The sequence below is a fragment of the Streptomyces caeruleatus genome, assembly GCF_001514235.1.
Taxonomy (GTDB): Bacteria; Actinomycetota; Actinomycetes; order Streptomycetales; family Streptomycetaceae; genus Streptomyces; species Streptomyces caeruleatus.
Genome location: NZ_KQ948925.1, coordinates 272793 through 287203 on the forward strand (window position 1 = coordinate 272793; position 14411 = coordinate 287203).

12 protein-coding genes and 1 pseudogene are annotated in these 14411 nt (G+C 71.9%); 8 read left to right on the forward strand and 5 right to left on the reverse strand.

From position 1 onward, the window contains the following. Nucleotides 1-65 precede the first annotated feature (65 nt). From AQJ67_RS06080 to AQJ67_RS06095, 4 genes are all read left to right on the forward strand, one after another. Entirely contained in the window at nt 66-695 is a 630-nt protein-coding gene (locus tag AQJ67_RS06080; RefSeq protein WP_062717007.1) for an alpha-ketoglutarate-dependent dioxygenase AlkB family protein, read from the forward strand. A gap of 109 nt (nt 696-804) precedes the next feature. Next, complete coding sequence (locus AQJ67_RS06085; protein WP_079055802.1) at nt 805-2016, forward strand: acyltransferase family protein; 1212 nt, start codon at nt 805-807, stop codon at nt 2014-2016. Nucleotides 2017-2065: 49 nt separating this feature from the next. Continuing rightward, nucleotides 2066-2812, forward strand: coding sequence for an MBL fold metallo-hydrolase (locus tag AQJ67_RS06090; RefSeq protein ID WP_062717009.1), 747 nt, complete (start codon nt 2066-2068; stop codon nt 2810-2812). A gap of 41 nt (nt 2813-2853) precedes the next feature. Further along, nucleotides 2854-4086: a DUF4032 domain-containing protein gene (locus tag AQJ67_RS06095; RefSeq protein WP_062717010.1), complete on the forward strand. Its 1233-nt coding sequence runs from the start codon at nt 2854-2856 to the stop codon at nt 4084-4086. A 37-nt stretch (nt 4087-4123) separates the two neighbouring features. Here AQJ67_RS06095 and AQJ67_RS06100 read toward each other — a convergent pair whose 3' ends face one another. Beyond that, nucleotides 4124-4996, reverse strand: coding sequence for a universal stress protein (locus AQJ67_RS06100; protein ID WP_062717011.1), 873 nt, complete (start codon nt 4994-4996; stop codon nt 4124-4126). Between the two features lie 62 nt (nt 4997-5058). Here AQJ67_RS06100 and AQJ67_RS06105 point away from each other — a divergent pair, with 62 nt between their 5' ends. From AQJ67_RS06105 to AQJ67_RS06120, 4 genes are all read left to right on the forward strand, one after another. Then, nucleotides 5059-5415: a VOC family protein gene (locus tag AQJ67_RS06105; protein ID WP_062717487.1), complete on the forward strand. Its 357-nt coding sequence runs from the start codon at nt 5059-5061 to the stop codon at nt 5413-5415. 118 nt (nt 5416-5533) lie between these two features. Continuing rightward, complete coding sequence (locus AQJ67_RS06110; protein ID WP_062717012.1) at nt 5534-7210, forward strand: NAD(P)/FAD-dependent oxidoreductase; 1677 nt, start codon at nt 5534-5536, stop codon at nt 7208-7210. Beyond that, on the forward strand, nt 7207-8652 hold the full coding sequence (locus tag AQJ67_RS06115) for an ATP-binding protein (RefSeq protein WP_062717013.1): 1446 nt from the start codon (nt 7207-7209) through the stop codon (nt 8650-8652). Before AQJ67_RS06110 ends, AQJ67_RS06115 begins: the two co-directional genes overlap by 4 nt. Beyond that, on the forward strand, nt 8649-9011 hold the full coding sequence (locus tag AQJ67_RS06120; RefSeq protein WP_062717014.1) for a UBP-type zinc finger domain-containing protein: 363 nt from the start codon (nt 8649-8651) through the stop codon (nt 9009-9011). The genes AQJ67_RS06115 and AQJ67_RS06120 overlap by 4 nt, the downstream gene beginning before the upstream one ends. Before the next feature lie 18 nt (nt 9012-9029). On the opposite strand, the gene AQJ67_RS06125 is transcribed toward AQJ67_RS06120, so the two are convergent. The 4 genes and pseudogenes from AQJ67_RS06125 to AQJ67_RS06140 all read right to left on the reverse strand — a co-directional run bounded on the left by AQJ67_RS06125 (nt 9030) and on the right by AQJ67_RS06140 (nt 14331). After that, nucleotides 9030-10232: an SGNH/GDSL hydrolase family protein gene (locus AQJ67_RS06125; protein WP_062717015.1), complete on the reverse strand. Its 1203-nt coding sequence runs from the start codon at nt 10230-10232 to the stop codon at nt 9030-9032. After that, a pseudogene (locus AQJ67_RS46605) lies at nt 10229-11032 on the reverse strand (glycosyl hydrolase family 95 catalytic domain-containing protein); the annotation flags it as partial. The gene AQJ67_RS06125 and the pseudogene AQJ67_RS46605, both read right to left, overlap by 4 nt. 276 nt (nt 11033-11308) lie before the next feature. Continuing rightward, nucleotides 11309-13120 carry an alpha-galactosidase D gene (locus AQJ67_RS06135; protein ID WP_062717016.1) on the reverse strand — a complete coding sequence of 604 codons (1812 nt, stop codon included), beginning with the start codon at nt 13118-13120 and terminating at the stop codon, nt 11309-11311. Nucleotides 13121-13152: 32 nt separating this feature from the next. After that, complete coding sequence (locus AQJ67_RS06140) at nt 13153-14331, reverse strand: ROK family transcriptional regulator (protein ID WP_062717017.1); 1179 nt, start codon at nt 14329-14331, stop codon at nt 13153-13155. Between the last annotated feature and the right edge of the window lie 80 nt (nt 14332-14411).

Below are 14411 nucleotides of genomic sequence, written 5' to 3' on the forward strand. Positions count from 1 at the left end.
ACCGGCCAGGCGTCGACTGGGAATCGAATAGGAACATATTTTCGATTGAGGGTTACGCTGGAACCATGGCCACGCACCTCCAAGGCTCCCTGTTCGACCAGACCGACGAGCTGCGGCTCGGCGACCCCGCCGGGATCCGCCGTACCCGGCTGGCCCACGGCGCCTGGATCGACGTGCTGCCCGGCTGGCTGAGCGGCGCCGACGCCCTGTTCGAACAGCTCGCCGCCGAGGTGCCCTGGCGAGCCGAGCGGCGCACGATGTACGACCACGTCGTCGACGTACCTCGACTGCTCTGCTTCTACGGCGCCGACGACGCACTCCCGCACCCCGTGCTCACCGAGGCCCGCGACGCGCTGTCCGCGCACTACGCCGAGGAGCTCGGCGAGCCGTTCACGACGGCCGGGCTCTGCTACTACCGCGACGGCCGGGACGGTGTCGCCTGGCACGGGGACCGGATCGGGCGGGGCGCGCGCGAGGACACGATGGTCGCCATCCTCTCCGTGGGCGCGCCCCGGGATCTGCTGCTGCGCCCGGCGCGGGGCGGCGGCGAGACGGTGCGCCGCCCGCTGGGCCACGGCGACCTCATCGTGATGGGCGGCTCCTGCCAGCGGACCTGGGAGCACTCGATCCCGAAGACCACACGCGCCACGGGACCACGCATCAGCGTGCAGTTCCGCCCGCACGGCGTGCGCTGAGGCGGAGAGGCGGCCGCTTCGGGGGCGCGCGGGAGGGTGCCTCCGGTGGACGGCGCCGGAGGCGGCCCTTCCTCTGGGCGGAGCCCCGCCGGGCGGCCACACTGTGCGCGTGAGCGTCGAGACGCAGGTATCGGCCACCGCCCCCCGGCGCGGCGAACTGGACGCGCTGCGGGTCTTCGTCGTCCTGGGGCTGGTCTTCTTCCACTCCGCCCTGGTCTTCTCGCCGGACGACGACTTCTACGTCAAGAGCGCGCGGACGACCGAAGCCGTCACCGTGCTCGCCGGGTTCGGGGTCGTGTGGGCGATGCCGATGCTGTTCCTCGTCGCCGGGCTGGGTTCCCGCTACTCGATCCGCCGCCGAGGTGCCGCCCGCTTCACCCGTGAACGGCTGCTGCGGCTGGGCGTTCCGCTGGTCTTCGCGACCGTCGTCCTGTGCCCGCTCCCCCAGTGGCTGCGGCTGCGGGCCGCCGACCCCGGCTACGAGGAGTCCTACGGGCGTTTCTGGCTCCGCTTCCTCACCGTCCGTCCGGACCCGGCCGACTTCCCGTTCGTCCTGCGAGGGGAGCACTTCGAGACCGGCCATCTGTGGTTCGTCGTGCTGCTGCTCACCTTCAGCCTGCTGCTCGCCCCGGTCGCGGCGCCGCTCGCGGCCCGGTCGGAGCGGCTGGGGCAGGTGGTGCGGCGGAGGCCTTCCCTGCTCCTCGCGCCCCTCGTGCCGCTGGCCGCGATCAACGCGTTCCTCGGCATGGAGGAGGGCTTCGCGGGCTGGAACCGCTGGGCGTATCTCGTGTTCTTCGCCTTCGGGTACGTCCTCGCCGACGACGTACATGTCCGTGGCACGCTGCGTCGGGTGGCCGTTCCCGTGGGCGTGGCCGGGCTGGTCCTGTTCGCGGGGGCCGCGCCCGGGTTCATGTCGCTGGACGACCCGTTCACCGACGGGAGTCCGCTGGGCCTGGTGACGCGGGCCGTGTTCGGGGCGGCGGGCTGGTGCTGGGTCGTGGCGATCCTGGGGGCGCTGGACCGGCCGCGCCCAGGAAAGGCACGCGAGGGCCGGCCGGGCGAGGGACGGCCGCCGTCGCGCGCCATGGTGTACCTGGGGATCGCCGCCCTGCCCGTGTACGTGCTGCACCAGCCGGTGGTGGTCGCTCTGGCGTACGGCGTCGTCGGCCGGCCGGCGCCGATCGTGATCAAGTACGCCGCGATCGTGGCCGGTTCGCTGGCGGTGATCGCGGTGCTGTACGAGTGCGTGGTGCGCAGAACTCGGCTGACGCGGTTGCTGTTCGGGATGCGGCCCGACCCGCCGGTCACGCCCGCCTCCTGATCTGCTTTGCTGTGTCCGTCGGGCACAAACCTCACCACGCGGGACGATCATGCGGGCAGATGTGCAGCAAGTCGCGGACGGCACCTATCTGGTACACGGCAGCAACACCAACTGGGTGATCCTGACCGAGGGGGACGCGGTCACGCTGATCGACACCGGCTACCCCGGGGACCGGCCGAGGCTCCTCGCCTCGCTCGCCGAGGTGGGCAGTTCACCGGAGGCCGTCACGGCCGTGCTGATCACGCACGCGCACACGGACCACCTGGGCAACGCCGAGTACCTGAACGCCACGCACGGCACGCCGATATACCTGCACGAGGCCGAAGTGCCGCACGCGCGCCGGGAGTTCCTGCACCAGGTGAACGTGGGGACGGTCCTGAAGAACGGCTGGCGGCCCGGCGTCCTGCCGTGGGCGATCCACGCGATCCGCTCCGGCGGCACCGCGCACGTCCCGGTCACCGCCCCCGAGCCGTTCCCCTCGGCGGGCCCGCTGGACCTGCCCGGCCGCCCCGTCCCCGTGCACACGCCCGGCCACACCGACGGGCACTGCGCCTACCACCTGCCCGACGCCGGCGTGCTGATCGCGGGCGACGCCCTGGTGAGCGGGCACCCCACCTCGCGGATCAAGGGACCGCAGCTGCTGCCCGACATGTTCCACCGCGAGCGGGCACAGGCCGTGGCCTCGCTGGACGTGCTCGAAGGCCTCAAGGGGGACGTACTGCTGCCCGGCCACGGACCCCTGCACCGGGGCTCCGTGCGGGAAGCCGCTCTTCAGGCGCGGGAGCGCGCGCTTTAGGGTGAGGTGACGATCACCGGCGAGGCGAGGACGAACGGCCCATGGCACTGCAGATCAGCGCGACGAACCCGGAGCACCCTGCGCTCCTGCTGGAGCTGCCCTGGCATCTGCCACTGGAGCAGTGGCCGGACGACGTCCTGGTCCCGCTGCCGCGCGGTATCTCCCGGCACGTGGTGCGCTACGCCCGGGCCGGCAACGAGGTGATCGCCGTCAAGGAGCTCGCCGAGCGCCCGGCGCTGCGCGAGTACGAGCTCCTGCGCGACCTGGACCGCATCGGCATCCCGGCGGTGGACCCGCTGGCCGTGGTCACCGGACGCGCCGACGGCGACGGCGGCCCGCTGGAGTCGGTCCTGGTGACCCGGCACCTGGGCGGCTCGATGCCGTACCGCTCGATGTTCGAGACGACGATGCGTCCGGCGACCATGCACCGGCTGATGGACGCGCTGGCCGTGCTGCTGGTCCGACTCCACCTCGCCGGGTTCGCGTGGGGCGACTGCTCGCTGTCCAACACGCTGTTCCGGCGCGACGCGGGCGCCTACGCCGCGTACCTGGTGGACGCCGAGACGGGCGATCTGCACCCGCAGCTCAGCAACGGCCAGCGCGACTACGACCTGGACCTCGCCCGGGTCAACATCAGCGGCGAACTGCTGGACCTGGAGGCGTCCGGGGCGCTGCACCCCTCGGTGGACCCGATCGAGTTCGGCACCGAGATCTGCGCCCGCTACCGCAGTCTGTGGGAGGAGCTGACCCGCACCTCGGTGTACCCGGCGGGCAAGTACCACTACATCGAGCGCCGGATCCGCCGGCTGAACGACCTCGGCTTCGACGTGGCCGAGATGCAGATCGAGCACGCCACGAACGGCGACACGGTCACCTTCGTGCCCAAGGTCGTGGACGCCGGCCACCACCAGCGTCAACTGCTGCGCCTGACGGGCCTGGACACCGAGGAGAACCAGGCCCGACGGCTGCTGAACGACCTGGAGAGCTGGATGGCCACCCAGGACGACTACGCCCCGGGCGACCCCCTCGGCGCCCGCCCGGAGGTCCTCGCCCACCGCTGGGTGCGGGACGTCTTCCGGCCCACGGTGCGGGCCGTGCCGCTGGAGCTGCGCGGTGCGATGGACGCGGCCGAGATCTATCACGAGCTGCTCGAACACCGCTGGTACCTGACGGAGCGGGCGCAGCACGACATCGGCCTGGACACGGTGGTCGAGGACTACATCGAGAACATCCTGCCCCAGGCCCGGGAGACGCTTCTGCCGACAGCCGACTGAGCCGGGACGGGTGGCGGGCCGGCTCGGCCGTACGTCCTCAGACGGGCGGTACGACCGCCACCGGGCAGGGCGCGTGGTGCAGGACGCCGTGTGCGACCGAGCCGATCCGGGCGCCGACGGCCGTACGGCGGGCGCGCCGCCCGACGACCATCAGCTGGGCCCGTCCGACGACCGACAGCAGCACCTGCCCGGCACTGCCCATCTCGACGTGCTCGACCACCGGGACGTCGGGGAAGCGCTCCCGCCACGGCCGCAGCGCCTCGCCCAGGGACTTCTTCTCGTACGGCTCCAGCCCGCCGGCCTCGTCGAGGAGCTTCAGGGAGGCCGGGCTGTAGGCGAACAGCGGCGGCAGCGTCCAGGCCCGTACGGCGCGCAGGGTCGCACCGCGTGCCGCGGCCGTCTCGAACGCGAACCGCAGCGCGGCGGCGCTGTCGTCCGCGTCCCCGTGCTGGCCCACGACGATCTCGCGTCCGGCGGCTTCCGCGGCGGCCTGGTCCCCGGCGCGCACGAGCACCACGGGGCTCTTGGCTCCGGCGATCACCTGCTGTCCGACGGAGCCCAGCAGGAACCCGACGACCGCGGCCTGGCCCCGTGACCCCAGCACCAGCATCTCGGCGTCCGCCCCGGCCGCGACCAGCGTGTCCACGGAGCCGTCGTCGATGACGTCGGTCGTCACCTCCAGGCCCGGGTGGCGCTCGGTGACGGAGCGGGCGGCCTCCGCGAGACCCTCCCGCACCCACTGGACCTGGATGTCCGGGTCTCCCGCGTCGATCGCCTCGTGCGACTGGAACCGCCAGGCGTGCACCACCCGCAGGGCCAGCCCCCGACGGACCGCCTCCCGGGCCGCCCAGCCGAGAGCGGCGAGACTCTCCTCCGAGCCGTCCACCCCTGCCGTGATCGGGCGCGTCATTCCGGCTGCCTCCTGCTGTCGTGGTCACGTCCTTCGGGCCCAGTCTTCACTACGCTGCGGCCATGGCTTTGGAGTGGGAGCAGGTAGTCGTCGACTCGGCCGACCCGGCGGCTCTGGGCCGCTGGTGGGCGGAGGCGCTGGGCTGGGTCGTGCTGAACGACTCGGCCGAGGAGTTCGAGATCCGGCCGGAACCGGACCGCATGCCCGGCCTGATCTTCGGGCCGGTCCCGGAGGGCAAGACGGTGAAGAACCGCCTGCACCTCGACTTCCGCCCCGAGGACCAGGACGCCGAGGTCACCCGCCTTCTCGCGCTCGGCGCCCGACATGCCGACGTCGGGCAGAGCGGCGGCGAGCCGTGGGTGACGCTGGCGGATCCCGAGGGCAACGAGTTCTGCGTGCTCGCCCCGCGGCGCGGCTGAGAACCGTCGCCTCCCGCATACCCGCGCGGAGCGGGCGGATCGAACATACGATGGGCCCCAGTCGGCGCGGCAACGTGGAGACGCCGTGCCCTGGTTCCGATCCCGGGGTGGGAGACGTATGGCACAGGCCGCCGACGCAGCGCGGACCGTCATCCTGACCGTGGACGACGACCCGGGCGTGTCCCGGGCGGTCGCCCGGGATCTGCGGCGGCGCTACGGCGCGTCGCACCGGATCGTGCGGGCGGAGTCCGGCGAGTCCGCGCTGGAGGCGCTGCGTGAGCTGAAGCTGCGCGGCGATCTCGTGGCCGTGATCCTGGCCGACTACCGGATGCCGCAGATGAACGGCATCGAGTTCCTGGAACAGGCCCTGGACGTCTACCCGGGCGCGCGGCGGGTGCTGCTGACCGCGTACGCGGACACGAGCGCGGCGATCGACGCGATCAACGTCGTCGACCTCGACCACTATCTACTCAAGCCCTGGGATCCGCCCGAGGAGAAGCTGTACCCGGTCCTGGACGATCTGCTGGAGGCGTGGCGGCGCAGTGACTACCGGCCGGTGCCCAGCACCAAGGTGGTCGGGCACCGGTGGTCGGCGCGGTCGTCGGAGGTGCGGGAGTTCCTCGCGCGCAACCAGGTGCCGTACCGCTGGTACTCGGCCGACGAACCCGAGGGGCAGCGGCTGCTGGCCGCCGCCGAGCAGGACGGGCAGCAACTGCCGCTGGTGATCACGCCGGACGGCACGCCTCTGGTGGCGCCCGAGGCACCGGAGCTCGCCGCGCAGGTCGGGCTTGCCACGATGCCGACGGCCGACTTCTACGACCTGGTCGTCATCGGCGGCGGACCCGCGGGGCTGGGCGCGGCGGTGTACGGGGCGTCGGAGGGGCTGCGGACCGTGCTGGTGGAGCGGTCGGCGACGGGCGGGCAGGCCGGGCAGAGCTCCCGGATCGAGAACTACCTCGGCTTCCCGGACGGCGTGTCGGGGGCCCAGCTCACCGACCGGGCACGGCGGCAGGCGGCGAAGTTCGGCGCGGAGATCCTCACGGCGCGCGAGGTCACGGCGCTGGAGGTCAGCGGCGCCGCCCGGGTCGTACGGTTCTCGGACGGCTCGGCGGTCGCCGCGCACAGCGTGATCCTGGCGACCGGCGTGTCGTACCGGCAACTGGCCGCGCCCGGCTGCGACGACCTGACCGGCTGCGGGGTGTACTACGGGTCGGCGCTCACGGAGGCGCCCGCATGTCAGGGTCAGGACGTGTACATCGTCGGCGGTGCCAACTCGGCGGGGCAGGCGGCGATGTATCTGTCGCGGGGGGCGAAGTCGGTGACGCTGCTGGTGCGCGGCGAGTCGCTGGCGGCGTCCATGTCGCACTACCTGATCCAGCAGATCGAGGAGGCGCCGAACATCTCGGTGCGCACCCGCACGGTCGTGGAGTCCGCGCACGGCTCCGGCCGTCTGGAGCAGCTGACGCTGCGCGACGTGGACAGTGGGCGGACCGAACTGGTCGACGCGCAGTGGATGTTCGTGTTCATCGGCGCGGCCCCGTTGACCGATTGGCTGGACGCGACGGTGCTGCGGGACGAGCGCGGGTTCATCCTGGCCGGGCCCGACCTGACCGCCGACGGGCGGCCACCGGCCGGCTGGGAGCTGGACCGGCCGCCGTACCACCTGGAGACCAACGTCCCCGGTGTGTTCGTGGCGGGTGACGCGCGCGCGGAGTCCGCCAAGCGGGTCGCGTCCGCCGTCGGAGAGGGAGCCATGGCCGTGATGCTCGTCCACCGGTATCTGGAGCAGTCATGAGCGGGCAGTTGATGCCGTGCAACCCGCAGGAGATCGGGGCGCTGTTCCTGTTCGAGAAGCTCACGCCCGAGCAGCTCGGCAGGCTGTGCGGCGCGGGGCGGGTGGAGCGGTTCGAGCCCGGTCCCGTGTACACCGAGGGTGATCCCGCTACCTGCTTCTACGTGATGGTCGAGGGCACCGTCGTGCTGTCCCGGCGGGTCGGCGGCGACGACGTGGAGGTCAACCGGACGTCCCAGCGCGGAGTGTACTCCGGGGCCTGGCAGGCCTACCTCGGGGACCGGGTGCCGCAGGTCTACAACAGCTCGATGCGGGTCACGGAGCCGACGCGGTTCTTCGTCCTGCCCGCCGAGACCTTCGCGGAGGTGATCCGCGAGTGGTTCCCGATGGCCCTGCATCTGCTGGAAGGTCTCTTCTTCGGTCAGAAGAGCACCGAGTTGGCCGTCAACCAGCGTGAACGGCTGCTCGCGCTGGGCTCGTTGTCGGCGGGGCTCACGCACGAGCTCAACAACCCCGCGGCGGCCGCCGTCCGGGCCACCGCGACGCTGCGGGAGCGGGTCGGCAAGATGCGGCACAAGCTGGCGATCATCGCGCAGGGTTCGTACTCCCCCGAGGTCATGGCCAACCTCATCGACATCCAGGAGCGCACGGCCGAACGGGTCGCGAAGGCGCCGACGCTGAGCCCGCTGGAGGCGTCGGACCGGGAGGACGCCGTGACGGACTGGCTGGACGACCACGACATCCAGGACGGCTGGCGGATCGCGCCCACCTTCGTGCAGGCCGGTCTCGACGAGGACTGGCTGGACCAGGTCGCGGCGGCGGTCGACGAGGAGATCCTGCCGAGCGCGATCGGCTGGCTCAACTACACCGTCGAGACCGAGCTGTTGATGGACGAGATCAACGACTCGACCACCCGGATCTCCCATCTGGTCGACGCCGCCAAGCAGTACTCCCAGCTGGACCGCGCGCCCTTCCGGAACGCCGACGTGCACGAACTCCTCGACAGCACCCTGATGATGCTGTCGGCGAAGATCGGCCCGCAGATCAAGGTCGTCAGGGAGTACGACCGTACGCTGCCGGAGATCCCGGCGTACCCGGCGGAGCTCAACCAGGTCTGGACGAACCTGATCGACAACGCGGTCTCGGCCATCGACAGCGCGGGCGGCGAAGGGACGTTGACCGTGCGGACGGCCCGGGACCACGACCGGCTGCTGGTGGAGTTCCGGGACACGGGTGTGGGGATCCCGGCGGAGCACCGGGGGCGGATCTTCGATCCGTTCTTCACGACCAAGCCGGTGGGCGAGGGGACCGGGCTCGGTCTCGACATCTCCTGGCGGATCGTGGTCAACAAGCACCACGGGACCATTCAGGTGGAGTCGGAACCGGGCGACACGCGTATCCAGGTGCTGCTTCCGCTCACGTCGGCCGAGGAGGAGTCCGCATGACCAGCGACCGGGACGGCAAGGGAATCGACCCGAGCGTGCCGCCGAGCGGCAGCGGGTGTGTGGAGTGCGACGCGGTCGGCGGGTGGTGGTTCCATCTGCGGCGGTGTGCGCAGTGCGGGCATGTGGGGTGTTGTGACAGTTCGCCCGCGCAGCACGCGACGGGGCATTTCCGGGAGACCGGGCATCCGTTCGTGCAGAGCTTCGAGCCGGGTGAGAGCTGGTACTGGGACTACGCGTCGAACGAGCTGTACGAGTCGGGGCCGGAGCTGGCCGCGCCGGTGAGCCATCCGGCCGAGCAGCCGGCACCGGGGCCCGCGGGGCGGGTGCCGGCCGACTGGGCGAAGACGTTGCGCGGCTGAGGTTCCGGCCGCGAGGCTTCAACGGTCGCTGTCGCAGTCGAGGGCCGTCAGGTCGACGGCGTCGGCCATCGCCTGCATCCCCTTGTCGTTGGGGTGGATGTGGTCGCCGCCGTCGAGGGCGGGCAGCATGCGTGCGGGGTCGTAGGGGCTGCGCAGGACGCGGTCGAAGTCGGTGACGGCGTCGAACAGACCGCCGGTGCGGATGAACGTGTTGACCTCCTGTCGTACGGCTTCGGCGGCCGGGTCCCATTCGTGCCAGCCCTTGAAGGGGCCGACGGTCGCGCCGACCACGCATTTGCCGGCCGCGTGCGCCCGCTCGACGATCCCGCGGTAGCCGTCGATCAGGTCGTCGGCCGTGACGCCCGTGTGAGCCTTGATGTCGTTGACGCCCTGGAAGAGGAACACGGTCCGTACGCCGGGCTGGCTCAGGACGTCGCGCTCCAACCGGTTCAGGGCGCTTGGGCCGGGGCCGTCCGCGAGGACCTTGTTCCCGGAGATCCCTTCGTTGGCGACGCCCTTCACGGCCGTGTCCGTGCGCTGCAGACGGCGGGCCAGGTAGTCGGGCCAGCGGCGGTTCAGGTCGGCGGTGGACTGCCAGCCGTCGGTGATGGAGTCGCCGAGCGCGGCCACCGCTCCGGTGCCCGCGGGGGCGCGTACGGAGACGGCGTCGAGGTAGAACCAGGAGCCGGTCGGGATGGTCCAGGCGGCGCCGCTCTCCTCGGCGGTGTGGTCGCCCTGGGTCGCGTAGGACGACTGCAGGGCCATCCAGTGGCCGCTGGCCGGGCCGCCCGCGTCGGGGCTGTGGAGGCTGACGACGAGGTCGGTCGCGGCGGGCAGCCGGCCGGGCAGCGGGTCGCTCCACACGGTGTGGCCCGCCGGCACGGTGACCGTGCGGGCACCGCCGAAGGTGAGGCGCCGGTTGCTGCCGGGCCGCAGCTCGGCGCGTTGTTTCTGGAGGCCGGCGTAGACGCTGTCGAGGGTCAGCGGCCGGTCCCCGAAGGCGTTGGAGAGCCGGACCCGGACGCCGGTGCCGCCGACGCTGGTGTGCACGACGAGCCGGTAGCTGCGGCCGGCCACGCCGTCGGCCATCCGGTCGGCGCTCGCGGCCCAGGTGACGACACCGCTCGGCTCGGCGGTGGCCTCGGCGGGCGCCTCGGCGGCCTGGGACTGACAGGCGACGACGGTCAGCAGGACGACGGCCGGCAAAAGCGCGGCCCTCACCGGGCGAGGTCCCGCAGCGTGACGGAGGCGCCGGGCCGCAGGGCGACCGTGCGGGACACCTCGCCGTACGCCACCGCCGTGGTGCGGCCGCCGACGCTGTGGATCCGCGCCTCGGTCGGTTTCCCGTCGCGCCAGCGCAGGTCGACCTCGAAGCCGCCGCGCGCCGCGCCCCCCTCGACGAAGCCCGAGCCGGCCCAGGCGTCGGGGAGCGCCGGGAGGAGTTCGATGTGTCCTGGCCGGGAGTACAGCAGCATCTCCATCACCGCGGCCGGGGTACCGAAGTTGGCGTCGATCTGGAAGATGCCCCGGCCGCGTTCGACCTCGTAGATGTCGAGGAGGTTGGGTACCGTGCCGTTGCTGCCGCCGGTCGAGGGGCGGAGGTTGTTGACGACCAGTTGGTAGGCGTTCTCCGAGTTCTTCAGACGGGCCCAGCACAGGCCGCGACAGGCGTTGGCCCAGCCGAAGCTCTCCATTCCGCGTGCGGTGAGCAGGGCGGTGGCGCCGGCGACGATGTCGGCGGGGGTGGAGCCGTCGGGGCGGATGCGGTCGCCGGGGAACAGGGCGACGAGCGGGAACAGGTGCCGGTGCGTGGTCTCGCCCAGGTTGTCGGGGGACATCCACTCCTCCAGCCAGCCGGTGGTCTCGCTGACCTGGGGCAGGTACAGCTTTCTGCGCAGTGCGGCGATCGTGGCCGCGTGGTCCGGGTCGGTGCGCAGTTCGGCCGCCGCGGTGCAGTAGCTCCCGAAGAGCGCCCACACCAGTTCCTGAGCGTAGGTGATGCCCTTGGCGTCGAGGGCGCCGAGGCGGCCGTTGCCGACGGGCAGCCCCTGCTCGATCATGGAGTGCTCGTCGGCGGGGGCCCGCCACCGGAGTCGGTGGCGTGAACTCCCTTCACCGACGGGCGAGTTCGTCGCAGGGCGCGTGGGTGCGGCCGAGGCGGTGAAGGCGGGCAGGGTGGTGAGGGCTCCGCTCGCGGCGGCGAGGGCGAGCAGGCCGCGTCTGGGCAGGCGGGGGGTGGGGGTGGTGTCCATGGCGGGCGGGCTCCTGGCGGTCGTGGGCGGGCGCCGTGGGTAGCTTCAGGACGAGGTCGGTACGTCGATCCGGTCGATGTCGGGCGCGTAGCCGCTGCCGCTGTCGAAGATGATCGTGTTGGCCCCGGCCTTCAGCGTCACCGGCACATGGACGCTGTTCACCGTGGCCCAGTCGCCGGTGGAGGCGAACTTGTGCGAGGTGGCGCCGCCTCCGCCCGCGGACACCAGGATCGACCGGGAGTCACCGCTGACGTAGGCGACCTTGATCTGGTAAGTGCCCGCCTTGGGTACCACGACGTCGCGGACGGTGACCTTGCCGCCGGTGTAGAGGTTGCCGACCTTGCGGCCGTCGGAGCAGGCGGAGCAGTCGGCGACGGAGGCGTTGCCGCTCAGGGTGCCCGCCTCGGCCTCGTGGGCGGTCCAGGCTAGGGCCGTGCCGCGCGGGGTGACGATGAACAGGCGGGAGCCGTGCGCGGGAAGCGCCTGGGTGATCCTGTCGGTGTGGCCGCCAAGGTTCTCCTTGTTCCACACGTCGCGCACCGACGCCCTGCCCTTGAAGCCGAGGGTGGACCAGTTCGCGGTCACGGCGGCCGGCGCGTCGGAGAGGTTGAACAGGGCGACGGTGTAGGTGCCGTTCGGGTTCTTCGCGGCCCACACCTGCTGCGGGTCGGAGGGGGTGACGGGCTCGGCGGGCGGGGTGCCGCTCTGGTTGATCGCGATGACCTCGCGGTCGGTCAGCAGCTTCAGGCCGTAGGAGTCGAGCCTGGTGAGGTCGTCGCCGGTGAACAGCGGGGACTTGGCTATCGCCCAGAGGGTGGCGTAGCTCTGCCGTTCGGCCTTGGTGAGGCCGTCCATCTCGCCGTTGCCGACGTTGAGGGAGTCCAGGTCGTTCCAGCCGCCGGGGCCGGCGTGGTCGGTCCAGGCGGGGGCGTCGGCCCAGCGGTCGTCGACCGAGTTCTCCCAGCTGACCAGGGTGTTGCAGTAGCACTCGACGTCGGTGTCGATGCGCCAGCCGTTGGAGTACTTCTTCCAGTCCTCGACGTGTCCGTAGTCCAGCGACCAGGACAGCTCCAGGTGGATCGGGCGGCCGGCGGCCCTGATGGCCTGCTGCCAGGCGGCGACGTCGGCGACGTCGTCGTAGTTGTCGCCGCTCTTGGACGAGCCGGGGCCGACGCCGTCGAGCTTGAGGAAGTCGTAGCCCCAGTCGGCGAACATCCGCGCCTGGGAGTCGATGTACTTCTGGGCGCAGGGATCCGAGAAGTCGATCTTGTAGGCGCTGTCCCAGCCGTTGGTGGTGCGCAGGTCGTCGTGGACGATGTCGGCGGTGGTGCATCCCTCGGCGTTCCAGACCGGCGTCCTTCCGTCGCCGTAGGCGCCCTTCTCCAAGCCGACCGGGAGGTAGATGCCGGCCTTGAGGCCCTTGGCGTGGATGCGGTCGGCGACGGCCTTCATGCCGCTCGGGAAGCGCTCGGGGTCGGCCTGCTGCCGGCCGTACCGGTCGAACCGCGGCTTCCAGGACCAGTCCATCCACCAGCCGGCGTCGATGTTGACGTACTCGTAGCCGAACTTCTTCAGCTTGGCGGCCATGGCGTCGGTCTGCTTGCGGACGTTCGCCTCGGACAGGTAGCTGTAGTCGCCCTTCGGGTTGAGGCCGGGGTACTTCGACGACTGCATGGTCCAGCTCGTCCAGCCCATGTAGGGCTTGGCGGCCACCTCGGTGGAGGTCATGGCGGCCGGGGGCGCGGTGGTCTCGGCCCGGGCGGCAGGGACGGCGGCGGTGACACCTGCGGCGAGGGCCAGGACCACCACGGCTCTCAGGGGGCGTGCGGGCAGGACGGGGTACGAGGATGACCGCATGGGCCGTACCTCCATGGTGTGGTGCAGCGGCTCTACCGCTGCTGGTCGGCTCTGATGAAGGACTGGATCGCGGTGGCCGCGGCCCCGCGCGCCCACTCCTCGAAGGGCAGCGGGCGGGTCTGTACGTCGCACTGGGCGGCGGAGCCGAACGCGGCCGCGGTGAACGCGTCGCGAATCTGTTCGGCGAACAGGTCGTAGGCGGCGAGGCCCTCGCCGGAGATGACCACCCGCTCGGGGCCGAGCAGGTTGGCCACGGTGGCGATGCCCCGGCCGATCGCCTCGCCCGCGCGCGCGTAGGCCTCGCGGGCGCCGGTGTCGCCCTGACGGGCCAGCTCCACGGCGGCGGCGGTGTCGGCGACCTCGACGCCCGTGGCCTCGCGAATCCGGCGGAGGATCGCCGCGTCCCCCGCGATGGCCTCCACGCAGCCCCGGTTGCCGCAGTGGCAGGGCGGACCGGCCGGGTCGACGGTCACATGGCCGATCTCCCCGGCCACGCCCTGCGCGCCGGCGACCACCCGGCCGTGCACCACGAGCCCGCAGCCGATGCCGGCGCCGACCGTCACCACGGCGAAGTCGGACAGTCCCACGCCGGCGCCGAACCACTGCTCGGCGACGGTGAGAGCCCGTACGTCGTTGTCGACGGTGACCGGCAACCCGGTGGTCGCGGCCGCGAGTTCGGCGAGGGGCACGTCCCGCCACTCCAGGAAGGGTGAGTAGCGCACGACGCCGGCGCCGCGGTCCACGTCACCGGAGACGGCGATGCCGAGACCGAGGACCGGTACGCCCAAGTCGGCCGCCTCGGCGAGCAGTTCGCCGGTCAGCTCGGCGACCGAGGCCAGGACCTGCTTCGGTTCCCGGTCCGGGAGCGGGGCGTGCCGGGCGAGGCGGATCCGGCAGCACAGGTCGGTGAGCACGCCGATGATCTCGTCGCCTGTCACCTTGACGCCGATGAACAGGGCCCGTCCCCCGTCGACGCGCACCGGGTTGGCGGGGCGGCCGAGGGTCGGGCGGGCCGGTTCGTCCGCGTCCTCCACCAGATAGCCGGCCTCGATCAGCGGCCGTACCGCCTTGGTGACGGCGGCCGGGGACAGTCCCGCCCGCCGGGCCACCTCAAGTCGGGTCAGCGGCCCGTGGGACAGGACCGTGGTGAAGATCTGCGAGGCGGCCGGCGTGTTCGCCGGGAACGTCTCGGCGCGTCGGGTCGAGGACATGCCGGGAACCTAGAGCCCTTATTTTCCGCCGTCAATAAAAGAAGCAGGATTCGTTCACGACGGATCCGATCGGCGATCGA